Raw genomic sequence first — 22,443 nt, 5'->3', positions numbered from 1 at the left:
TTGTGCCTCCGACACAAATGAAAGGCTAAATATCATTGCAGATACCAGTGCCAAGAACACATTGAGCTTTTTCATCAGGCTTACCCCGTCATCTGCTGTTGTATTGCTCGTCGCTGACCTTTTCCAGCCATCTAACGTTTTCACCGTTTAGGGTCCCTGTGATGGCAATGTGTGTCATTGCGGTGTTGGGCGAGGCTCCGTGCCAATGCTTTACCCCAGGCGGGCACCAAACTACATCCCCCGGTTTAACTTCTTCGACAGAACCTCACCACTGCTGGGTTCGACCAACGCCAGCGGTAACAATCAGATGCTGCCCCACCGGATGCATGTGCCATGCTGTCCGCGCACCAGGCGCGAAGGTGACAGAGCCACCGGAAAAGTGCGCCGAATCATTTGGGGAAAATAGCGGGTCAATACGAACATTGCCCGTAAAGAATTCGGCAGAACCCTTTTGGGGAGGTTGAGACCCAGATCGAGAAATAGTTTGCATCCCGCTATTTGGTGCGGCGACTTGGGTCTGGTTCGCAAATGTGCCCGTTGAAGCAAGTAGAAAAAGCGATAGGAACGTTGCTGTGTATTTCATGTTTCTCCTCTCCTGACGATTCCACCGCACCCATAGGCAATGCGTCATTGTCAGCGACAACCATCACTACACCGTTTGACCGCCATCCACGACCAAAGCGTGCCCGACGACGAAGGAGGACGCATCCGAACACAGCCAGACGACGGCATTGGCGATCTCTTCGGGGTGACCCATCCTTCCAATCGGCTCCTCTGAGACCACCTTTTGGCGGCCTTCGGGAGTGCCGCCGGTGAAGCGATCCATCATCGATGTGTCAATGTAACCGGGAGCAACGGCGTTGACGCGGATGTTCTGCGAGGCGTAGTCGAGAGCCGCCGACTTGGTGAGTCCGATCACGCCGTGTTTTGCGGCGGTGTATGCGGCTTTGCCCTTGATGCCTATGACGCCGGCGCCCGATGATGTGTTCACGATTGCGCCGCCGCCTTGCTTGAGTAGCAGCGGGATTTCATACTTCATGCACAGAAAAACGCCGCGCAGGTCGATGTCTACGATCCGATCCCATTCTGACTCTTCGATTTGGGCTGTTGCTGCATTCTTCTGCTCCACACCGGCGTTGTTAAAGGCAAAGTCCAGCCGCCCGAAAGTTTCGATGGTCTTGTCCAGAGCCGCCTTTACGTCAAGTGCAACGTGGCGCGAGCACTTGACGGCGATCGCTCGTTTGCCGAGTTCTTCGATCAGGCGTGCCGTTTCTTGATTGCCCTGTTCTGAAATGTCAGCGACCACCACATTAGCGCCTTCGCGTGCAAACGCCAGCGCCGTAGCTCGACCGATGCCGTTCGCTGCTCCGGTCACAAACACAACTTTTCCTGTGTAGTTTCCATTCTCGTTCGTCGTCATTATTTTTCTCCCTCAATTTTTCACCTAAACAAGGTCTTAAAACCACTCGGGTGCGGAGATCACTTGCGATACTGTTCGTCGCTGACCTGTTCCATCCAGTCCACGGTCTTGCCATCGAGCTGTTCTTGGATGGCAATGTGCGTCATAGCCGTGGTTGGGGTAGCGCCGTGCCAATGCTTCTCACCCGGCGAGAACCAGATCGTGTCCCCCGGCCGAATTTCCTCGAGTGAGCCGCCCCAGCGCTGTGCGAGGCCGCAGCCAGCCGTCACGATCAGGGTCTGTCCTAACGGGTGGGTGTGCCATGCTGTCCGAGCACCTGGCTCGAACGTGACACTAGCGCCGAGCGCGCGTGCTGGATCGTGTGCCTCGAACAGGGGGTCAATGCGGACAGTGCCGGTAAAGTACTCGGCCGGCCCTTTGGTGGAGGGTTGTGAGCCACTTCTTTTGATATCCATTTTCTTAATTCCTTCACTTGATGCCATTTTGGTTGCTAGCAGGCAAGTCTCTTGCTTAATCAAAATTGAGTTTTCTCTTAAATAAAAATCCAGAATGCTTAAAGAAGCCAGAATCATTTTTCATTGCTTTAGCTTCATTCTAAGAATCCTCAAGAGCAAGCAATATGACGATAATCTAAGATCGTTGTACAATCCTGCAAACTTAGAAATGAATGCTGCCAAAACAAGTGAAAAGTCCGATATGGATTTAATGAACGACCAGCAGGCAAAGCGCGAGGCTTCCAAAGCGCAAGCCAACAGAGACGAACTGACTGAGCGCATCTCACAGGCTATCCCTAATGATGGGACGATTGAGCCGCACAAAGGATTGCATCTCAACCGCTCCTCCTCGCCTGCGGAATGCGTTCATGGTATCTCTGTTCCTGCCTTTTGTGTGATTGCCCAGGGCAGCAAAGAAGTTCTTCTGGGCAACGACCGCTATCAGTACGACCCTATGCATTATCTGCTTGCTACGGTCGAACTGCCGATTGTAAGCCAAATTCTTGAAGCGTCCAAGGAGCAACCGTTCCTTAGCCTTCGCCTCGATCTCGACCCCACCCTTGTCGGTTCAGTCATGGTCGAGGCAGGCTATCCCTCAGCACAAAGCCGTGCCAATGTTAAAGCGATAGACGTGAGTCCGTTAGATGCAAATCTGTTGGACGCTGTGGTGCGGCTCGTCAGGCTTCTAGATTCCCCTGCTGAAGCTCATGTTCTCGCACCACTGATTAAGCGGGAAATCATTTACCGACTCCTGATAGGAGAGCAAGGTAGTCGGCTTTGTCATATTGCAGTTCTGAGTAGCTGCACCCACCACATCGCCAGAGCCGTCGCGCGACTTCATCAAGACTTTAAGGAGCCGCTTCGTATTGAAAGCATCGCCCGAGATCTTGGAATGAGCGTCTCAGGCTTCCACCATCATTTCAAGTCTGTCACTGCAATGAGTCCCTTGCAGTTCCAGAAGCAACTGCGGCTCCAGCAGGCTCGCCGTCTGATGCTGGGGGAAAACCTTGACGCTAGCAGTGCTGCCTACCGTGTGGGTTATGACGATGCCTCGCACTTCAACCGGGAGTACAAGCGGCTCTTTGGCGCACCACCAATGCGCGATGTGGAGCGGCTGCGAGAAGCTGCAAGGGAGACCGCTAGTTCAATATGATCTGCTCAAGACGTCCTAATCTTGCCAGAAATCGTTTCCACGCAAACATCCTTTAACGCTGGCACTTCAGGAATACGGCAGATTGATCAAGACAGTTCATATTCTGCGTTGGTATGCCGACGAGACCAATCGCCGCAGGCTGAATCGCCAGCTCAACAAAGTGGAAGCGCTGCGGGGAAGCGCAAACTTCCCTTGAATATCCCGTTTCAGCATCAACCTTCCCATGTAATACACCGTTAGGGCTAAACTAACGGTGTATTACATGGAAGATGTATTCTACTTTGATTCTGATTTTTGAAGCATAAAATGGTTAACTCTAATATAGATGAACGATTTGTTTGCTCAAATATGCGATCGCCGTGACCCTTCAAATATTAAAGCCTGTATTCATTACTGAATCAGGCTTTTGAAGTTTTTTATTAAATTTGCCCAAAGAACTTCAGTTTAATTACTGAATAGTGAATCCTTCCGGTCTGATAGCATCTTCCAAATCAACCCCCATCAGGTTAACCCCCTGCATGTTTGCATTTGTAAGATTTGTCTTTTCCAAGTCTGCGCCCTGTAGGTTAGCCGCTTGTAGGTTTGCTCCCAGCAAGTTGGCTTTCTCTAGGTCTGCATCAAATAGGTTTGCTCCCAACAGGTTTGCTCCCAAAAGGTTTACCTTGCCTAAATCTGCTCCTTGAAAGTTAGCCCCTTGTAAGTTTGTTTGCTGCAAGTTAGCCCTTTCTAAGTCTGCATTTTGTAAGTTAGCACCCTCCAAGTTTGCTGCTTGCAGGTTTACATCCTTGAGCATTGCTCCGGTGAGGTTACACCCGACACATTCATTAGTTTGCAATAAACGTCTAACGTTTGCTGCTACAGAAACTATTGGGGATACAACCGGAGATATTACCGGGGAAGTTACAGACTCCATTGGCGATGTAACCGGAGGCATTACTGGACCTAGTTTTTCTGTAGGTATGGATGGTGTTAGTGTTTGAGCTTTAACTGCTTGCTGGTCAAGTAGAGAAAATCCTGCTACAAGTACTAGAAATACTGCTGTTACGATCCAGTGAGTTAATTTTTTTGGATTTGGTTTATTCATTAGTTCCTTTCGATGATGATTCGTAGTGGTGAGCTTGCTTTTATAAGAGCCATCAATAATCTGCTTTATTCTCACTTTAGATAAATTGATTGATAACATCAAATATTATTCTGATTCAAATTGATAAATTCAAGTGATTAAAAAATCTTTTTGGATGGGAAACGATAAGCTGATTTTTCGGTTATATGAGAGACATAGCATCCATCAATAATTTTCAGTGGCTCATTGCATAGACGCGTAGTAGCTTGTCGTCAGACATCGTGTCCCCAGGTAACAAGTTTTTAGGGCAGGTGGATGGTACGGAGCGCCCACTGTAAGCGATCGCCTCATGCCTAATTGGAAAGCATTGCTAGACTAGGTAAAAGTCGATATGATTCACTTTTAATTAAGATAGAAAGTCCCAAGTAAATTAAGACAAATGGGAAGACTTTTCGACCATAGCGAGTTAAAACCGGAGTCATCAGAGGATTACGAGTCAGGTTGTAAGAGAGTAAGCACCACGCCCCAACACTGAAATAGCAAGCACACAGAATTACACTCAAACTTGGAAGATTGCTACTGGCAAACAAGGGTACATAGATCCCAATGTTGTTTCCTCCATTGGCAATGGTGACAGCGGAAACGCGGTAAGTTTGAGGATCGCGGATGGTTGCCAATAGTGATTTCTTCTGCCGTCCAGATTTGGCAGGAGTTAAGTCAACTGACACCGCTTGCACTGTCTCTGTTTCCTCATCTCGACTGATGAAATTACTAATACCAATGGCGATGGGAAGCAAACCTAGCAAACCAATCCAAGTGCTTGGAATAATCAGACCGCCGAAGAAACCAGGAAGACTAGCACATACTAAGGTAGTGAATCCCAGAAATTCACCGAGAACAATATGCTTAGGACGAAAGCTGCGATTGACTTTTCCGAAGAAAGCTGTCAAGTATAAATTGCCGTCAAAGGTGGTTGCAAAAGCGGTAGAGATTCCAATAATTAATGTACTAATTAGCCAACTCATAATTTTTGCTCACGATGATTCAATGCTGTTTGTCTTAGTCCTTCTCTGCTTCTGGTAATGAAAGCAGTTCAGAAGATTTTGTGACTGTTTTACTTAACGACAACCGATCTTCGCTAGTCATCAGCCAGTTCCCCAGTTTTTAGAGGCGATGCCTACGGTGGTAAACTACGCCTCCAATCAAATTGGTATTTTTATTTCTCAGCAAGGTACCTTGGGAGCTCATGAAGTCAATATTATGGCTTTCAACCAAATAAGAGCAAATACTCTTGTTTTTTAAAACGATAAATAAAAGTGATTAATAACTTTAGAGACTACAAAAAAAATAAATGACCCAAAAATGATTAAATAAAGCTGCATAATCTAGATAAGAATGATAATCAGAGAAAAAGTGGAGGAAGTAGTTTCCAAAGGGGACTGCTTCCTTCCTAAATCAACTCCTGACTGTGCAAAAAGCAAGCAATTTGACCAGCGTGAATTGATTTATCTTTTACAGACTGACTTGATTTTTTCTGGTCATTTATTTTTTTGCTAGTACAACACGGCGTAAATAGAGCAACCATTCCAAATCAACCAAAAGCTTACATTCTAAGCTTTTTGACTTTTGACTTTTGACTTTTGACTTCCGCGTAGCGGTACTAGTCCCTTAAATTCGACAGGCTCGCAATGCCGTCTGAACAACCTCCAGGAGTTGGGCGCGACTGGCTCCACTCGCTGCTTGGACGGACATCCCAAAGTTGACAGTTACGACAAAGCGAGCAAGGGTAGCAGGATCAATATCAGACGGCAAGTCACCTTCTGATAAAGCACGCTCGAAGCGATCGCGTATTGCAATCTCGCCTAAGACTCGGCGTTCTGCCAATTCTTGATGGAGCGGATCGTCCGGATCTCTACATGAAAGCATACTCAGTGCAAAGAGACATCTTGAGGGATTGCACGGATTAGTCACCAAGTCAACAACACCATACATCATCCGCTCGATGACTCTACGTGCAGTTGGCTCCTCAAGTGCCTCACGAAGGTAGGCTGTTTGCCTATCAGTATAGCGATCAAGCACCTTGCGGAATAAAGTTTCCTTGTTGCCAAAGGTAGCATAGAGGCTCGGACGGTTAATACCCATCGCCTCAGTTAGATCCGTAAGGGATGTTCCCAGATAGCCCTTGCGCCAGAACATCTGCAAAGCTTGCTCTAAAGCTTCGTCGATATCAAAAGCGCGAGGACGTCCCTGTACTCTATGAGACTTTCTCCTTTCCATACCTTTCAGTATAAAACTTCCTTGACAGCAAGATTTAATCAGGGGATACTTTTTGTACCGATTGGTAAATAAATACTGATTGGCAACTATTATGCCCAGCAGAGCAAATTATGGGAAAAACACTCGCAGGTAAAGTTGCATTGGTTACGGGCGGTTCACGCGGTCTAGGGGCAGCGATCACTAAACGTCTCGCCCACGATGGCGCAGCAGTCGCCCTCACCTACACTAGTTCGCCCCAAAAAGCCGACGAGGTAGTGCTTGCGATCGAAGCGGCAGGTGGAAAAGCCTTGGCGCTTGCCGCTGACAGTACCGATGTTGAAGCGGTGAAACACGCCGTCGCCGAGAGCGATCAGGCTGCTGACTTGGTTTCCTATCTCGCCAGTGCTGAAGCTGCTTTTGTCACTGGTGCCAACCTGAAGATTGATGGTGGCTTTACAGCTTGAACGATATGTAATCTAGACTTGCTAGTCCCTAAACCTAATTCAAAAAAAACATTACTATGTCACAGAAGCTTTCAGAAAAAATCGCGCTGATTACAGGTGGCACCAGCGGCATCGGTCTTGCCACTGCCAAGCAATTCGTCGCCGAAGGTGCATATGTCTTCATCACGGGTCGTCGTCAAAGTGAACTTGATGCCGCCGTCAAAGAGATCGGTAAAAACGTCATAGGCGTTCAGAGCGATGCCTCAAATCTAGCAGACCTTGATCGCCTTTACGCCACGATTGAGCAAGAGAAAGGTCGCCTTGATATCATCTTCGCCAATGCTGGAGGTGGGGAACTTGTCCCGCTCGGATCGATTACCGAAGAACACTTTGACAAAACCTTCAACACCAACGTCAAAGGTCTGCTTTTCACTGTGCAGAAGGCATTGCCTTTGTTGCCAGAGGGGGCTTCGATTATTCTCAATGCTTCGGCTACTTCTATCAAGGGCACCCCAGCGTTCAGCGTTTACAGCGCCACCAAAGCCGCCGTGCGATCGTTTGCCCGGAACTGGACACTCGACCTCAAAGAGCGCAAGATTCGTGTCAATGCCATCAGCCCTGGTGTCGTGCCTACTGCTGGCTACAATCTCCTGGGACTGAGCGAGGAGCAGGTGCAGGGATTTATAGCAAGTCAGGCTGACAATATCCCCCTTGGGCGCGTGGGCACGCCAGACGAGATTGCTAAAGCTGTCGTCTTTCTTGCATCCGATGACAGCAGCTTTGTCAACGGCATCGAACTCTTTGTTGATGGAGGCACGGCGCAGATTTGAAGCCTCCCCAAAGTGATCGGCAACCTAAGAAATAGGCTGTTTTTAGTCCACCATCTCTGCCAGAGGCTGACACCAACGCGCAGCGTCTGGTAGAGAAGAATTTGTAGAGTGGGCGTAAGTCCTATTATTATGAGGGTGAGAGAAAAGGCAGCTTGTTGTAAATATCGCGAAAGTGTTTACTTTATTAAAGTGAAACGGTATGACATCTTAAATGTGATAAAAATCTTCGTTTTAAAAATGTCATTACATAGAAATTGGCGGGATGGAGGTCTAACAGGGGCTGTAGCACTGTTAAACCGCATAGGAAAGAGTAGCAGTTGGTCACACCTCATACTGAGTTTGGATCTGAGAAGTTTAAGAGCGATCGCTCCTATTGAAGACATACTAAGTGGATTTCTGTCGCTAAAGCCTGAGATATTCTTGGCAGCTAGTGCTAAACATCGGTTAATATGACTAATCTCGTAGCTTCAGTTTGAAAATGTATAGTAATGTTGGATGTTTAACTTGTAATTATGCTAACCAGTGTTGACCGTTTATTATTTGTCCGGCGAGTCCCAATTTTTAAGGAATTGCGGGATGATTTTATAGTGCGGCTCACTTCAGTGATGAACGAACTGTCATTTCCAGCTAATTACACCATCTTTCGCCAAGGAGAAGAAGGGCGATCGCTCTATATTGTCGTGTCAGGTCGAGTTAAAGTTCACATTGGGAATAAACAACTTGCAGAGGTGGAACAGGGAAAATACTTTGGTGAGATGGCAGTATTTGATACTCAACCTCGTTCCGCCACCGCAACGACTTTGGAACCTTGCGAATTTTTAGAACTGACGCAAGAGCAACTTTATGATGCGATCGAAGAAACTCCCGAAATTGCGCTGAATATCATTCGTGAGTTATCCCGTCTGATTCGCAGATTGAATGACGATATGAATATAACGAATTCCCCACGGACAAATCCGGGGGCTTTTAGCAGAGAGTGAGAAATAGCGGTTTGGTTCCTGTGTAGGTTCAAAAACACTACTAATGGGACTTAGATAAAAATTAAGCCCAAATAAAGCCCAAACTAGCTTTATAAGCAGCAAATACGTCACAGTTAAAGGTCAACCAGTTAAAAAATCGCGCATGACATAGCTGTTATAAAGGCATCTTATTGCTTCAGTAAATATGTTTAAAGATTTGTTCGCCCATCTACGTCTTAAGCCAACTGTTAGTTGATGCCAACTGACTGCGACGTTCACATGAGTGTGGATGTTAACTGTGACACTTGCTACCACAAGCTTTGCTACTGATTACAGAAATCATCTACGTCACAGAAGATTTGTAGTAATATCAAGCGGAGCCGGAGACGCTCCGCCTCCGGGCAAGATACAATCGTAGATATAGTCGAGACTCAATTTTTCTTAGATATTTTTAGTCTCGGCGTTTTTTTGTGACTTTTTTGCCGATTCTCCATAAATCTTCGACATCACTATACCTGCCCAATTTCTTAAATTCATATCTAGCAAGCTTTTTGTCCTTTTCTAACTGTAGAACTCAGGTTAATTTATAGCAACTTATTAAGAACATTATCGACAGAACACCTTATTGGGGTAGGATTACAGTCGTTTATCTCAACACTTTTAGCAGATGGATGTGAAATTAAGATGAATACTACTCAAGAACAAGCGACAACTTCTTGTTATGAAAGGTTAGAACGTTCTAAACCTATAGAAACTCCAGACTCATTCAGCAAATTTAATAAATGGAATGATAGATGTATTTTTAGCAATATACTTGATAGAGGTCAAGAACATTTTGTTTTGGATGACATGAAATTGACACTAATCAAGTTCGCTGATAACCAATTTAAAGGAACCTTGTCCTATTACATTACTTCCAAAGGCTGGAGAACAGGAACAACCCAAATGCCTGGAATACGGATAATTCTAAAGAGCTGTAAGGGAATCGGTTTTGCCAACTGGTCTATTGATGATATTCAGGTAAGTTGTAGAGATAATCATCAGTATCGAGAACATCAGACAATTTTCAATCTTTATGCTTTTGAAAACCTTTTTAAAGCTGAAATAGATATTAATAATGGTAGTGTTTACAAATGTTAGCAAATTTATTGCTAGTTGGCGTAAAAGTAGTGGATCTGGTCTTAGAGGATGTTTGAAAAGCCCTCTTGCGGGGATCAAAAGTTTTAGATCCTTCTAAATCCATGCCACGTGCAACAACAGTGGCTCCTCGATAAATTGGGGGACTTTGATTCTGATTCCTCCCTTAAAAAAGAAGGGCTAGGAGGGATCTAAAAGTGCTTAAAGTTATAGCAAAACACTTTTTAAACAACCTCTGAGACTTCACCTACTAACTTTTACATTGCTTAATAAACCGTTGTGGTATCTCTCTACTTTCTCCCCAATGGAGATGAACATAAGAAGCATAAACATTTGCAGGTAAACCCCATCCCTCGCATCCCATATTTTCCTCACAATCGTAGCGAGAAGTTTCAAATAGGGGCTGAGTGGGAGTTAAGGTTAAACGGGAACGATGAAACTCATGTCCGTAAACAGTTGTACCTACCTTCAATAAAAGATTATCTTGCAAAGCTACTGCACGACGATAGCCCAAAGTTAAACGCCCACCCATCACAGCAGATGTGGGTAAAACTCCCGCCATCGACCAAGATTTACCCTCAAAATCGATAATTTGCTTACATAAATACATCAATCCCCCACATTCAGCAACTGTAGGCATTCCTTTCAGAATTGCCGTTTTCACTGCATCACGAACGCTGATATTTTCTGCTAGTTGCTGGGCAAAAACTTCTGGGAAACCACCCCCAAAATACATTCCCTGCACATCTTTTGGGATGCCAGCATCTTCTAAGGGACTCCAGAAAACTAATTCTGCACCAAGGTTTTGCAGCAAATCGAGATTGTCTTGGTAGTAGAAATTAAAAGCGCGATCACGGGCTACTGCAATCCTGATAAAGAAGGGGGGATGAGGGGGATGAGACGAATGAGCCAGAGGTTCTGATTTTAATAGGGGTAATAAATGTTGCCAATCAAAACAGGTATCTCCTAAATCGGCGAGGCGATCAATTAAAGCGTTCAGTTCGGGAAGTTCTGCTGTGGGTACTAAACCCAAATGGCGATCAGGAATTGTGATGTTATCTTGACGCCGCACGACGCCGAGAATGGGTAATTGTAAGCGTTCTAGGGAATCTTTGAGTAGAGAGAGATGGCGATCGCTCCCCACGCGATTTAGTACCACCCCAGCTATTTTAATTCGGGGATCAAAAGACTGGTAGCCATGAGCGATCGCAGCTACAGAACCAGATAAACGACTGCAATCAATCACCAACACCACAGGTAAATCTAAAAGCCGCGCGATGTGCGCTGTACTCGCAAAATCAGTTGATTTTTGCTTTTCTTGCCCATGCCCAATTCCATCAAATAATCCCATTACCCCTTCCACTAGGGCATATTCACTCACTTGACTATGAAGGGCAAAACATTGCTGAATGTAGGCTTCGGAAGTCAGCACGGGGTCTAAATTCCGACAAGCACGACCAGTTACGTGTTGATGAAACATCGGATCAATGTAGTCTGGGCCTACCTTGAAAGATTGCACCAGGCGATCGCGACGACGTAAAGATGCTAAAAGGGTGAGCGTAACTGTTGTCTTGCCCACCCCACTACGTTCTCCAGCAATGATTACAGACATGGATAATTGGTGATTGGTTAAACTAAATAGTCAGCTATCTTAGTAGTATCAAATCAAAGTAAGACAAAAATATTGAATCATTTATTTGATTAAAATCACTGCTTTCTTTTACTCAGGAATAATTTTTTTATCAAGACGTTCAGCCAACCATAATTTAATAATAGAATCAGATGTCACCCCTAAACGCTTGGCTTCATGTTCTAAGGCTTCAATCATCCAAATGGGAAAGTCAATATTAATTCTTTTTTGCTCATAACGTGGACGATGTGCGTTAGATAAGTCTATAAACTCAGTAATATCTTCTCCATTCTCAAACTTAGCATCAAATTCTTTAGCTTTCATAAATATTTACCTCTTCAGTCCGAGAGCGACGAACGGAAATAATTCTTATTTTATCACCACGATAAGTAATGACTGCTGACCAATATTTTTCAGCAATCTTGCCAATAACTAGAAACCGAGGCTCATCTGTTGTGCGTGCGGGGATTTCAATAAAATTTACATCTGTCCAAAGTTTCTGTGCTTCAATAAAATCAATGCCATGTTTAGTTTTATTATTTGCACTTTTGTGAGGATGAAATTCAAACTCCATAGTTTTTTTTAAGACAGATGTAAAATATTTTAATAAATAATCTTCACTATTTTATAAATTAAATTTTCCTTGCCATTCGTCTTCACTTTAATAATAATTAAGAAAATTCCCCCCTTCCCGCATCAGGAAGGGGGGAAGGGGGGTTAGGTCTGAATTAATTCGCCAATTTGAAAATATTCGCTGTCACTCCCAGGCTTTCTTCAAACAGGGACTCGCGGCCCCAGCGTTGCACTTGCTGACTCAGCAATGCTTCCGCCTTTTGTTCCGAAAGTGAAGTCACCTGTTGAAACAGACCGGCGGATTGGGCACCACCGTGTGTTTCCATCCGCATACAACCACCAGTTTCCGAGCAGATAACTGTACCACAGTCTGCCTGGGGATTTGTCGAGCTGAGGCGCAAGGCAATCAAGTCGCCGATAATATCGCCCACATCAGCAACCGGAACTCCTGCTAACTCTGCTTCTACTTCTCGCTGTTCTTGAGCAATAAAACGGATGCGAGTGATGTCATAATCACCGCTTTCCTTTTCATAAGAAACTGGCTGCCATTCCAGCCGACTTGCCAGCCAACCCAAAAACAGCAAAGCTTGGGCGGGGTTGCCTTTTTCGTAATCAATCGTAACGCGGTCAATTTCTTTGAGGGCGGCGCGACGGTGAGGAGAATCATAGGCCTCAGCTGTCAATTCCTGCCATGACGCAAGGCGACGCCAGTTCAAATCAGCTAAAGGTACACCCGTTTCTACCAACTCTTGTAGGTGGAGTAAATCACTTTCTGGGGTGTTAAAGTTGCAAGAATCTACAATGACATTATTGGAGACTGCTGCTAGGCGCTTGAATAGACTGTTGTTAGGGTCTGGTGTTGCCTTCCACCAGAGAAACTTCGGTAAGCCGCCAATCAACAATGCTGGAATCATGCCCCCTATCCGTTCCAAGGCGGCAGCAGTACCACTGAGAGTGATGTATTCGCAGCAGACAAGTGTTCTTGACGATTGTTTTTGGATGGGGCAATAGGCAGAAACTTGAGCTTTAACCCCTTTATCTTCGCCAGTAATGGGAAATAGGGCAATGATGCGGCAGGGGTTGCGGAGGGCGATTTCATCGGCAATTCTGGGGCTGGCAGCGCTATTTAAGATCCCACTACCAGGATGTTCTCCTCCAGACGTGCTTCGCTGAACTTTAGCAAATTCTTCTCGTAATACAGTGAGAGTTTCTAGTGTTGCTGTTCCAGTTTGTGGCAGACTATGTTTTTTTTGCACTTCCCGCAATGCTGCTGCCATCTGTGGCCCTAAAATCCCATCAATTGGACCGTTGTAAAATCCTAAAGCAGCCAACAAATACTGAGTTTCTTCTGGTTCGTAGACTATTAAAGTAAATGTTGTTGCCCTAGTAGCACTGGGAAGTCCACCGTCCTCGCCAGTAATACCGTAGCTTTGCCAAATTTGACTCAGTTCCGCATCTATTTCGTCAAGCGAAATATCTTTTGGTGCCTGAAGTGAAAAAATTGTAGAAGTTTGGAGAGCCATAGGAAATTTTGGATTTTGGATTTGAGATTAGAGATTTTGGATTTGAGATTAGAGATTTTGGATTAAGAACTGGTAATTTGGTAATTAGTAATTGGTAATAGTTTTTTATATTCTCCATTACCCATTCCCTGTTTCGCCATCCCCAATCTAAAATCTAAAATCTGAAATTTAAAATCTTAGAGTCTTCGCCAGCGACGGCCATCTTGGTTAATTAAAAATTCTGCTTCTGCTGGTTCCCAAGTACCGGCTTCGTACTGGGGAATAGTATTTGGATCGGCGGGTGCATCCCAAACGGAAAGGGCTGGTGTTACTACCTGCCAGGCAGCTTCTACTTCATCTGCCCGGGTGAACAATGTTTGGTCGCCCATCATACAATCAAGGAATAGGCGATCATAAGCATCGGATGTTGCTTGGATGCCAAAGGAACCATAACTAAAGTCCATGTCAACAGATCGGGTACGGAATTCTGCTCCCGGCATTTTGACATCAAAACGCACGGAAATTCCTTCATTTGGCTGAATCCGCATCGTCAAAATGTTGGCGTTTGTCTGTTGGGCAGCAGATTGAAACATCCGAGACGGAACTTCGCGGAAGTGGATGGAAATCTCACTGACTTTTTTCGGCATCCGCTTACCAGTCCGCAGGTAGAAGGGAACACCTTGCCAGCGCCAATTGTCTACCAAAAACTTCATCGCTACATAGGTGGGCGTTGTTGAGTTGGGATCAACGCCTGGTTCTGCCCGATACCCTGGCACTGCTTGACCCTTCATCCAGCCAGCACTGTACTGACCACGCACTGCTCCCCGTGATAAATTGTGCACATCCGCTAAACGAGTAGCTTGCAGTGCCTTCACTTTTTCTGTGCGGATGCTGTCGGCATCCATTGCGTTGGGTGCTTCCATAGCCGTTAGGCAGTAAAGTTGCATTAAGTGGTTTTGCAACATATCCCTTAGTGCGCCGACGCTTTCATAGTAACCAGCCCGGTCTTCCACGCCTACGGTTTCTGCGACGGTAATTTGCACATGGTCAACAAATTGACGGTTCCATAACGGCTCAAAAATCGCATTGGCAAAGCGAAACACCAGTAAATTCTGGACTGTTTCTTTACCCAAGTAGTGGTCAATGCGGTAAACTTGGTTTTCTTTGCAAAATTTCTGTACCACTTGGTTAAGACTCTGGGCAGAAGCCAAGTCGCGACCAAAGGGTTTTTCAATTACTAGACGATGTTTGTAGGGATCTTCTAGCATCCCGGCGCTTCCTAGTTGCTTAATCGCTTCGGGAAAAAATGAGGGGGCAACTGAGAGGTAGAACATTCGATTTCCTCGCGTGCCCCGTTTTTCGTCTAATTCACTCAATAAGTTTTTCAGTTTCTGGTAGCCTTCGGGTTTGTCTATATCTCCAGGACTGTAGAACAAACCTTGAGAGAAGTCTTGCCAGAGTTCCCCTAAATCGACATCAGGATGTGCCTCTTCCATGCCTTTTTGCATCTGTTCACGGAAGTAATCGTGGCTCCACTCTCGACGTGCCACACCGACAATGGTAGTTTCTGGGGGAATGCGCCGTTCTCGCCGCAATTTGTAAAGTGCTGGCACTAGTTTGCGCCAGGTAAGATCACCAGAAGCGCCAAAAATGACTATAATCTGGGGTTCGGGCATCCCTTGTTGTTGCAGACCAACGCGCAAGGGGTTTTCTAGCAGACTAACCATAGCAATTTTGGATTTTGGATTTTGGATTTTGGATTAGGGATTGAGATTGGGATTGGGAAAGGATTTTAGATTTGCAATTTTGAATTGGATTTCAATCAAAAAGACGCTCGCGGACTTGTTCTAAGCGTTCGCGTAGCGTCTCGTAGAGAAGCCATGCCACAGGCTTCACGCTACGCTATCGCAAATCCAAAATCCAAAATTCCCATTTCCTAGCCCCTACACTGGTGACAATACCTTGATCTTGTCTTCTAAAGAGTTCATCAAGGACTGGAAGGGCTGAATGAACTTGTCAATACCATCGGCTAACAGTTCATCCATTACAGCATCGAGATCGATGTTGATGTCGGGATCTTTGAGGTTTTCGAGCAGTGTGTAAGCTTGATCTACATCTGTTTCTAAGCGATCGCTGACGTTACAATGATCGGCACAAGCTTTTATCGTCGCTGGTGGTACGGTGTTAACGGTTTCTTGCCCAATCAACTCCTCGATATACATCACGTCGCGGTAGTTGGGGTCTTTGGTGCTGGTACTAGCCCAAAGTAGCCGCTGTACTGTGGCCCCTTTTGCTGCCAAGGCTTGCCAACGATCGCTCTCGATAATTTTCTTGTATTCTTGGTACGCAATCTTGGCGTTAGCGATCGCTACTTTCCCTTTAACAGCTTTTAGCTTTGCTTCCACAGCAATATCATCAACGCCTTTTTTCAACTTAGCATCAATTTTGCCGTCAACGTTACTATCGATCCGGCTGAGGAAGAAGCTGGCGACTGAAGCAACTTTACTGATGTCTTTACCTTCAGCCAACCGTTTTTCTAAGCCACGAATATAAGCCCAAGCTGTGTTTTTGTAGCTTTCTACAGCAAAAAGTAGCGTAATATTGACATTCATCCCTTCGGCTATTACCTGTTCTGCTGCTGGTAAGCCAGGCTCTGTGCCGGGAATTTTAATCATCAAATTTTCCCGACCTACTTCTTGGAAATAACGCCGGGCTTCGTTTATTGTTGCTTCAGTATCATGGGCGATGGATGGTGGGACTTCGATACTCACATAACCATCTAGTCTATCCGAGGCTTCAAAAACAGGGCGTAAAATATCACACGCATTACGGATATCTGCAAAAACCAGCGATTCGTAAATTTTGTCTGTCGGTAAGCCAGCGCGAACTCCGGCTTCGATATCGGCATCATAAATGGCGTTACCAGCGATCGCTTTTTCAAAGATAGCTGGGTTAGAGGTAATCCCACAGATCCCTTGATTTTCAATCATGTCTTTGAGTTCGCCTGATTGAATAATGTCACGGGTCAGATTATCCATCCAGATACTTTGACCGTATTGCTTAATTTCTAGTAGATGATTGGTAGCCATAGCTCTAATTTGTTTCAGTCCTGTATAGTGATGTTTCGTAGTGAAGTTGGTAAAACCCATCAAATGTTGATGGTTACTTTTGAATTGTGGCGTTGCCAATCACTTATCGCATCCGCCAGCTGAGATAATCTTTAATACATCTTCAAGAAGTCCTATTCTGCATTCACAATCCTAAATCATCATGATTAACGTTTAATTAATGGCTGATGCTAAACGCATCCTTGATGCTTTTGTGACTGTCTTCTAGTGGCCGTTTTGAATAAAAGACTCCACCTTTGCTACATCCTCTTTGCTACCAATAATTAAAGGTGTGCGCTGATGCAGTTTTTTCGGTACTACATCCAAGATATTTACTAGTCCTGTAGTGGCACGACCGCCTGCTTGCTCAATCAAAAACGCTAGAGGAGCGGTTTCATAAAGCAGGCGCAATTTCCCTTCTGGGTTTTGAATTGTGCCTGGGTAAAGAAACACGCCACCTTGAACCAAAATTCTATGGATGTCGCTCACCATTGCGCCGCTATAACGAGCGCTGTAACCTTCTGTGCGATGAACATAGCGGATGTATTCTCGAATTGATTCTTCCCACTGCCAAAAGTTACCCTCATTCACGCTGTAAACAGACCCGTGGGTAGGAATCCGAATATTTTCTTCTGTGAGAATAAATTCGCCTAAGCTGGGATCAAGGACAAAAGAATGAACGCCCTTACCTATAGTATAGACCAGCATCGTGCTGGGCCCATACAGAATGTATCCGGCAGCCAGTTGCTTCCGTCCGTTAGTGAGGAGATCAGTTGCCTTACCATCGCTATCAGTTCCTTCTTGTTGGCGAATGGCGAAAATGGAACCTAAGCTGAGATTATTATCAGTGTTGGATGAGCCATCAATTGGGTCATACAGTAGGGTATAACGGCCAATGGGGCAATTTTCCGGGATGTAGTAGGGATTTTCCATTTCCTCAGAAGCTAGGCGACAGACTAAGCCGCTTTGCTTAAAAACTGAGATAAATACATCATTGGCATAGACATCCATCTTTTTGACGGATTCTCCTTGCACATTAACTTCCCCAGTAAATCCCAGAACGCCTTCCATTAAACCAGCACGACTCATGCGACGAGCAACCAGTTTGCCTGCTAAGGCGATGCGATTCATCAGCGCACTTAAATCCTGTGCATCTGAAGAAAAACTCTGAAGTTGCTGGAGGACGTGACGGGATAATGTTGTACAATCACGATCTAGGGATTTGTCTGTAGCATCGTAGGTAGATAAGTCTAAAGATTCTGGCGCTTTAGTCATTTTTATGTTTTCCGCAGCCACTAGCTGTTGATTGGGTGTCGTGTATGGCAACTTATAGTTGCTGCTTCTATCTTAGAAAGGTAATTTGAGAACTTAGATACGACTTTAGATAAACTAAAGAAATCAATCTTCAGTGACCCCTGCACTCAAGGCTTAGATACGTAGTAATTTGTCTAAGACATAAGGGACTTCCAGTTAAAAAAACATCGCATCTCCAAGGCGCAAGGCCAAGATCCCCTACAAATGTACAAATAATTTTGGATAATTTATTTTTTGTCAGTCCCTAAAAGTTCGTCATTTTACTATTTGGTTTTAAATATTCAAGGGTAAGGTGGGGCGCAAGGCCTTAGAGGATGTTTGAAAAGTTATGAGAGGTAAAATTTTATGCCAATCGTCTCACCATAATTCGGATCATCGCAATGTAAATAAAAGTTTCGGATGTTTCAGGCAGTAGCTCGTAGTCTTTGTTTAACCGCCGACACCAAATCAGCCATCCGAAGGTTCGCTCCACCACAAGGGCGTTTAGGCAGCAAAACGAACCCCTTACGCTCTTTTGGTCGTAGTACTACTTGTACAATCCAACGGCAGAAATCCATCACCCAGCGCATAAATGGGTCACCGTCAAAGCCGCTATCAACCCAGACTCGATTCAGGCGCGACACAACATTTTCCATCTGTTTAACCTTCTTGAGGACTTGTTTACCACCTTCCCTACGGGACGCTAACGCGAATACGTTCACCTGTACTGGCAGCAGTGACCAACACTCTCAGTACTAATCCCAAGGTATCGACTGTTAAAAAACGTTTGCGTCCCTTGACTTTTTTACCCGCGTCGTACCCTACTGCTTGGCTTATAAAAGCGCTACTTTTGACACTTTGACTGTCTATGATCGCTTCAAACGGACTCGGTTCTCGATTATTTTCCATTCTTGTCCACAAACAGAGTCGGTCATGCATTCTTACCCACGTTCCATCTTTGCGCCAGTTACGAAAGTATGTGTAGACCGTCTGTCAGTTAGGGAAGTCGCATGGGTTAGCACGCCACCAACAGCCTTCACACAGTACATAGAAAATGGCGTTGAGAATATCCAAAATCTCGACTTCACGAGGATGACCACCGGGTTTTGGGGTTGGTATTAACTTGCTAATCAATTCAAATTGATCTGGGGTCAGGTTACTAGGGTAAGCTTTACTCATGGCTCTCAATGGTGCTGTATCTACGTATTTACATTTAATGTCCTGAGAGCTTTTTTTACTGCATCACCGACTTTTAAAACATCCTCTTATGCCTCTACTTTTAGAAGGATTTTGGCGTTGCAGAATAGAAATATGAATTCGAGCGATGACTATGAAATGTCCAAGATGTTCATCAAATCATATTCGCAAGAATGGGCGGCAGCGTGGTAAACACGCATTACATATGTGTAGACTGTAAACGTCAGTTCATCGAATCTTATGAGCAGAAAGGGTACAGGGAAGATATTAAAAGTGAGTGCTTATAAATGTACGTTAATGGTTCTGGTTTCCGCGCCATAAAAAGAGTTAAAAAAGTAGATCATACTACTGTTATAAATTGGGTGAAACAAGTGGGTAATACTGTACCAGATACGCCTTATAGAAGTGAAATACCAGAAGTTACTCTTATTTGATGAACTTGAAACCTTTATTGGCTCAAAAAAAACACTCATTGGTTGTGGACAGTAGTAAATCATCGCATTGCGGGGATTATAGCTTGGGTTTTGGGAGATAGAAGTTCAGAAACTTTTAAATATTTGTGGATGGTGATCAAGTGTTGGCAATCTTACTTCTATGTAACACGAGGCTTCACTGTGTATCCTTGCTTTATTAGCAATGAAGACCACATTGTTAGTAAGACATAATTGACTTGAGTAGAAGGTGAAAATAGCCGTTTAAGACCGGAGGCGGAGCGTCTCCGGCTCCGCATTATCTTACTCGATTACATCGCAAAACTTTTTGTTACTCCAAAACCGAAGAAATGCTGAAATACTCAATTCGGTTAGTAATACATTATCTGGAGTATGGCTCTGTGGCCCTGCGGGCGCTACGCGCCCGCAAGCTTGAAGCGATCGCGTGATTCATATTTTGATTCAGCAACGCCCGGTAATCAAAATCCTAGCCCCGCAGATATTACAAACGTAATAGCAAGCTTAGGTGAAAGGGAATGGACTCAAGATTATACTGCTGGATATGCCGCCGAAGCCTTAAATTTGACCATTAATATATACAATCCAGACGGTAGCCACTACTACACGGCTTCTCCTACAAACCCCACAAGCGCAACTCAAACCATACACATGACCTATACTGGTAATCACTTTAACTCACATACCCGCAATCGCTTATCACAATGAGCAACTGTGAGCGGGTAAGGGTTGAAGTTTGTCTCTCTTCCCTTCCCAGAAGTTTTGAATGTACTGCATTCCTAAAGATTGTTGCATCATATTACCAGCAAAGCTTTTGAAAAGCATTCGCTGCCCTAATTCGTCATCTTTATCGCACTCAGATTTTGAGTGCGATAAAATTTTACTTTCCCAGTCTGCTGAAGTTCTGCTTGTTCTTTCTCCTAAACATTCATTGCTGCTGTGTTGATTAGTGGAGTTTAGATTAGTAAATGTCCGTTCGCTTATTTTGAGAATTGAAGAGGAATTAAAGCCTTAATACAAAAGGAAGAAGAATTATTAAGTAAATCTGGAATTGTTGGCAAGAAAAGTAAATCTGGCGTTGTAGAACACTGGGATGAATTTGGGCAAGCAGGGGAGGCAAGGGGAGAGATGAGCCTTAGTTGCTAAATCATCCCGCAAAGGGAGCAACGCCGTAAATCTCAATTTTAAGCACGCCACCGGAGTATTTGACCCTTGACAGGATTGACAAATTCTCGTCCTTCAGTGACAGACCGAGCATACTCCCGCTTTAATTGGTAATACCACTGCGCCTGCATATCTGAGTCCTTAATCAGCCGTAGCACAGGATTATATTTCAAACCAATTTGTTGCTTTTCCACTACCGTTCGGTCTTGGCCAAGGAAAGTCCGCGTCAGCACATGCATCAGTGGCTTAAAAAATCCTAGCCAAGGAAGTGTCCAGTAAAGAGCAAAAGTTACCTCTGTTTCTGTGTCTGAAATCGGTGTAACTGCCGTTAAATTAACGACTCGATTATTATTAATAGTGGTTTCTTCAATTCTGACTCCAGGTAAACGAAAAGAAATCTCCGTTTCCGGGACACCACCGCCAATCAGCCAGTATAATCGACCCCCATTCGCTGGTAATCGGTGTCGTCGCATCGTAAAACCGTAGAGCGAAGCATCGAATTGCTTTACTTCTTCATGCAATTGCTCATTTCGCCACCACCAAGCGCGATGAACATAGGGTGAATGGGCAGGGTCCATCAGACCTACGACTGCATGATCTACAAAACAAGGGAATTTTACCACCTCTACGAACTGGTGCGATCGCTCATCAAATCCTGGAATTACCGGAATCTCCATCTCAGAAGCAGGCTGAGGGTTATCGGGATCAGTCATATATATCCAGATATTCCCTTGGGCTTCCCGAACTGCATAGGATTGAACGTCGAAGCGACTCAAATCCATCTGCTGTTCTTCTACAAGAGACGGGATCGCAGTACAGTGCCCACCGGAGTTAAAACGCCAACCGTGGTAGCAACATTCCACTTCCTGCCCATCGAATCTACCACAACTTAAGGGCACAGCACGATGAGGACAAATGTCCCGCATAGCAGAGACTTTGCCATTGCGATCGCGGACTAACAACACTGGTTCTCCCAAGAAAATGCGGCTGATCATCATACCTGGCTTGATCTGATTACTAGGCAGAGCATAGTACCAAGTATTACGTAATACAAAGTTATCGTTATTTTTCATAGCTAATTGCGTCTGCCTTTGACACAACGAAAGTCCTGGTTTGTGGAAAGGAAGGTTATGCTTGAAAACATTCTTTCAGATTTTTAATTGCTGTAAGTAAATTCAACTGATACACTTGTTGGTCGTGTTCGTAATTCTCTCAGATTTGGGATAATCTGTGATCGCTCTAGGTGTAAAGTTGCATTATTCGCCAGAAATTTGCACAAATACCGTTCTTTTGCGCGGCCCATCCAACTCAAAAAACAACACAGATTGCCAGGTTCCCAAAGCTAATTTACCATCCACAATGGGAATTATCTCACTAGTAGTCAGCATCATTGCCATTAAGTGAGAGTGAGCATTAATCGGCTCATCTTCCGGGACATCTCTTAAATGCAAGTCATTATGCAAGTAACGGTCTGATTCAGGTGCTAATTTTTGCAAGAACATTTTTATATCTTCTAACAATCTGACTTCATTTTCGTTGATAGCTAAAGCTGTTGTTGTATGTCGAGAAAATACTAAAATTTGTCCATTTTTAATTGATGTTGAAGCAAGAAAATTTTGAATTTGTAGTGTGATATTATAAATATTAATTTTTGGCTCAGTTTCAATTTCAATTAGCTTATTAATAATTGGCATCTGTTCAATTTTATATTTGTAACTGCAAAGAAGTACGCCAACACAGTTTAACGCCTTCATAAATTAAATATCAACTCCT

At 44.6% G+C, this 22,443-nt stretch carries 22 protein-coding genes and 3 pseudogenes; 8 read left to right on the top strand and 17 right to left on the bottom strand.

Annotation, left to right across the window (positions count from 1 at the left end):
* Window positions 1-265: 265 nt before the first annotated feature.
* The 3 genes from V7K40_RS06465 to V7K40_RS06455 all read right to left on the bottom strand — a co-directional run bounded on the left by V7K40_RS06465 (window position 266) and on the right by V7K40_RS06455 (window position 1,992).
* Window positions 266-490 (bottom strand): hypothetical protein, encoded by a 225-nt coding sequence (locus V7K40_RS06465; RefSeq protein ID WP_334957806.1) that lies wholly within the window; start codon window positions 488-490, stop codon window positions 266-268.
* A gap of 159 nt (window positions 491-649) precedes the next feature.
* Complete coding sequence (locus V7K40_RS06460; protein WP_334957804.1) at window positions 650-1,420, bottom strand: SDR family oxidoreductase; 771 nt, start codon at window positions 1,418-1,420, stop codon at window positions 650-652.
* A 59-nt stretch (window positions 1,421-1,479) separates the two neighbouring features.
* On the bottom strand, window positions 1,480-1,992 hold the full coding sequence (locus V7K40_RS06455; RefSeq protein ID WP_334957802.1) for a cupin domain-containing protein: 513 nt from the start codon (window positions 1,990-1,992) through the stop codon (window positions 1,480-1,482).
* A gap of 91 nt (window positions 1,993-2,083) precedes the next feature.
* On the opposite strand from V7K40_RS06455, the gene V7K40_RS06450 reads away from it, so the two are divergent.
* The gene (locus V7K40_RS06450) at window positions 2,084-3,067 is read left to right on the top strand and encodes an AraC family transcriptional regulator (protein WP_334958158.1); all 984 of its coding nucleotides are present in this window, start codon (window positions 2,084-2,086) and stop codon (window positions 3,065-3,067) included.
* A 448-nt stretch (window positions 3,068-3,515) separates the two neighbouring features.
* On the opposite strand, the gene V7K40_RS06445 is transcribed toward V7K40_RS06450, so the two are convergent.
* From V7K40_RS06445 to V7K40_RS06435, 3 genes are all read right to left on the bottom strand, one after another.
* A complete protein-coding gene (locus tag V7K40_RS06445) occupies window positions 3,516-4,151 on the bottom strand; it encodes a pentapeptide repeat-containing protein (RefSeq protein ID WP_334957799.1) in 636 nt (211 codons plus the stop codon).
* 332 nt (window positions 4,152-4,483) lie between these two features.
* The gene (locus tag V7K40_RS06440) at window positions 4,484-5,155 is read right to left on the bottom strand and encodes a cadmium resistance transporter (RefSeq protein ID WP_334957797.1); all 672 of its coding nucleotides are present in this window, start codon (window positions 5,153-5,155) and stop codon (window positions 4,484-4,486) included.
* A gap of 643 nt (window positions 5,156-5,798) precedes the next feature.
* Window positions 5,799-6,407 (bottom strand): TetR/AcrR family transcriptional regulator, encoded by a 609-nt coding sequence (locus V7K40_RS06435; protein ID WP_334957796.1) that lies wholly within the window; start codon window positions 6,405-6,407, stop codon window positions 5,799-5,801.
* 110 nt (window positions 6,408-6,517) lie between these two features.
* Here V7K40_RS06435 and V7K40_RS06430 point away from each other — a divergent pair, with 110 nt between their 5' ends.
* From V7K40_RS06430 to V7K40_RS06415, 4 genes are all read left to right on the top strand, one after another.
* On the top strand, window positions 6,518-6,850 hold the full coding sequence (locus V7K40_RS06430; protein WP_334957793.1) for an SDR family NAD(P)-dependent oxidoreductase: 333 nt from the start codon (window positions 6,518-6,520) through the stop codon (window positions 6,848-6,850).
* 56 nt (window positions 6,851-6,906) lie between these two features.
* Window positions 6,907-7,659, top strand: coding sequence for an SDR family oxidoreductase (locus V7K40_RS06425; RefSeq protein ID WP_334957791.1), 753 nt, complete (start codon window positions 6,907-6,909; stop codon window positions 7,657-7,659).
* A gap of 237 nt (window positions 7,660-7,896) precedes the next feature.
* On the top strand, window positions 7,897-8,112 hold the full coding sequence (locus V7K40_RS06420; protein ID WP_334957789.1) for a hypothetical protein: 216 nt from the start codon (window positions 7,897-7,899) through the stop codon (window positions 8,110-8,112).
* A gap of 59 nt (window positions 8,113-8,171) precedes the next feature.
* Complete coding sequence (locus tag V7K40_RS06415; RefSeq protein WP_334957787.1) at window positions 8,172-8,639, top strand: cyclic nucleotide-binding domain-containing protein; 468 nt, start codon at window positions 8,172-8,174, stop codon at window positions 8,637-8,639.
* A 61-nt stretch (window positions 8,640-8,700) separates the two neighbouring features.
* On the opposite strand, the pseudogene V7K40_RS06410 reads toward V7K40_RS06415, so the two are convergent.
* A pseudogene (locus tag V7K40_RS06410) lies at window positions 8,701-8,885 on the bottom strand (IS701 family transposase); the annotation flags it as partial.
* A 417-nt stretch (window positions 8,886-9,302) separates the two neighbouring features.
* On the opposite strand from V7K40_RS06410, the gene V7K40_RS06405 reads away from it, so the two are divergent.
* Entirely contained in the window at window positions 9,303-9,758 is a 456-nt protein-coding gene (locus V7K40_RS06405) for a hypothetical protein (RefSeq protein WP_334957785.1), read from the top strand.
* 247 nt (window positions 9,759-10,005) lie between these two features.
* On the opposite strand, the gene V7K40_RS06400 is transcribed toward V7K40_RS06405, so the two are convergent.
* The 8 genes and pseudogenes from V7K40_RS06400 to V7K40_RS06365 form a co-directional block, all read right to left on the bottom strand.
* Window positions 10,006-11,367, bottom strand: coding sequence for a cobyrinate a,c-diamide synthase (locus V7K40_RS06400; protein ID WP_334957783.1), 1,362 nt, complete (start codon window positions 11,365-11,367; stop codon window positions 10,006-10,008).
* A gap of 108 nt (window positions 11,368-11,475) precedes the next feature.
* Window positions 11,476-11,709 (bottom strand): CopG family antitoxin, encoded by a 234-nt coding sequence (locus V7K40_RS06395; protein ID WP_334957781.1) that lies wholly within the window; start codon window positions 11,707-11,709, stop codon window positions 11,476-11,478.
* Window positions 11,699-11,959 carry a BrnT family toxin gene (locus tag V7K40_RS06390; RefSeq protein ID WP_334957779.1) on the bottom strand — a complete coding sequence of 87 codons (261 nt, stop codon included), beginning with the start codon at window positions 11,957-11,959 and terminating at the stop codon, window positions 11,699-11,701. The genes V7K40_RS06395 and V7K40_RS06390 overlap by 11 nt, the downstream gene beginning before the upstream one ends.
* A gap of 154 nt (window positions 11,960-12,113) precedes the next feature.
* A complete protein-coding gene (gene opcA, locus V7K40_RS06385; RefSeq protein WP_334957777.1) occupies window positions 12,114-13,481 on the bottom strand; it encodes a glucose-6-phosphate dehydrogenase assembly protein OpcA in 1,368 nt (455 codons plus the stop codon).
* Window positions 13,482-13,657: 176 nt separating this feature from the next.
* Window positions 13,658-15,187 carry a glucose-6-phosphate dehydrogenase gene (gene zwf / locus V7K40_RS06380; protein ID WP_334957775.1) on the bottom strand — a complete coding sequence of 510 codons (1,530 nt, stop codon included), beginning with the start codon at window positions 15,185-15,187 and terminating at the stop codon, window positions 13,658-13,660.
* A gap of 216 nt (window positions 15,188-15,403) precedes the next feature.
* Complete coding sequence (gene tal, locus V7K40_RS06375) at window positions 15,404-16,549, bottom strand: transaldolase (RefSeq protein WP_334957773.1); 1,146 nt, start codon at window positions 16,547-16,549, stop codon at window positions 15,404-15,406.
* A 243-nt stretch (window positions 16,550-16,792) separates the two neighbouring features.
* Window positions 16,793-17,842: a class 1 fructose-bisphosphatase gene (gene fbp / locus V7K40_RS06370; protein WP_334957771.1), complete on the bottom strand. Its 1,050-nt coding sequence runs from the start codon at window positions 17,840-17,842 to the stop codon at window positions 16,793-16,795.
* A 382-nt stretch (window positions 17,843-18,224) separates the two neighbouring features.
* Window positions 18,225-19,039: pseudogene (locus V7K40_RS06365) on the bottom strand (IS5 family transposase).
* 151 nt (window positions 19,040-19,190) lie between these two features.
* Between V7K40_RS06365 and V7K40_RS06360 the strand changes: the two are divergent.
* Both V7K40_RS06360 and V7K40_RS06355 read left to right on the top strand, forming a co-directional pair.
* Window positions 19,191-19,937 (top strand): annotated as a pseudogene (locus V7K40_RS06360) (IS1 family transposase).
* The gene (locus V7K40_RS06355) at window positions 19,882-20,214 is read left to right on the top strand and encodes a hypothetical protein (RefSeq protein ID WP_334958163.1); all 333 of its coding nucleotides are present in this window, start codon (window positions 19,882-19,884) and stop codon (window positions 20,212-20,214) included. The pseudogene V7K40_RS06360 and the gene V7K40_RS06355 overlap by 56 nt, the downstream one beginning before the upstream one ends.
* Window positions 20,215-20,690: 476 nt before the next feature.
* On the opposite strand, the gene V7K40_RS06350 is transcribed toward V7K40_RS06355, so the two are convergent.
* Complete coding sequence (locus V7K40_RS06350) at window positions 20,691-21,743, bottom strand: aromatic ring-hydroxylating dioxygenase subunit alpha (protein ID WP_334957769.1); 1,053 nt, start codon at window positions 21,741-21,743, stop codon at window positions 20,691-20,693.
* A 183-nt stretch (window positions 21,744-21,926) separates the two neighbouring features.
* A complete protein-coding gene (locus V7K40_RS06345; protein ID WP_334957767.1) occupies window positions 21,927-22,364 on the bottom strand; it encodes a secondary thiamine-phosphate synthase enzyme YjbQ in 438 nt (145 codons plus the stop codon).
* Between the last annotated feature and the right edge of the window lie 79 nt (window positions 22,365-22,443).

It is taken from the genome of Nostoc sp. (assembly GCF_036917195.1).
GTDB lineage: Bacteria > Cyanobacteriota > Cyanobacteriia > Cyanobacteriales > Nostocaceae > Nostoc.
The sequence above is the reverse complement of the archived record's forward strand: the minus strand, read 5'-3'. Positions and strand labels throughout refer to the sequence as shown.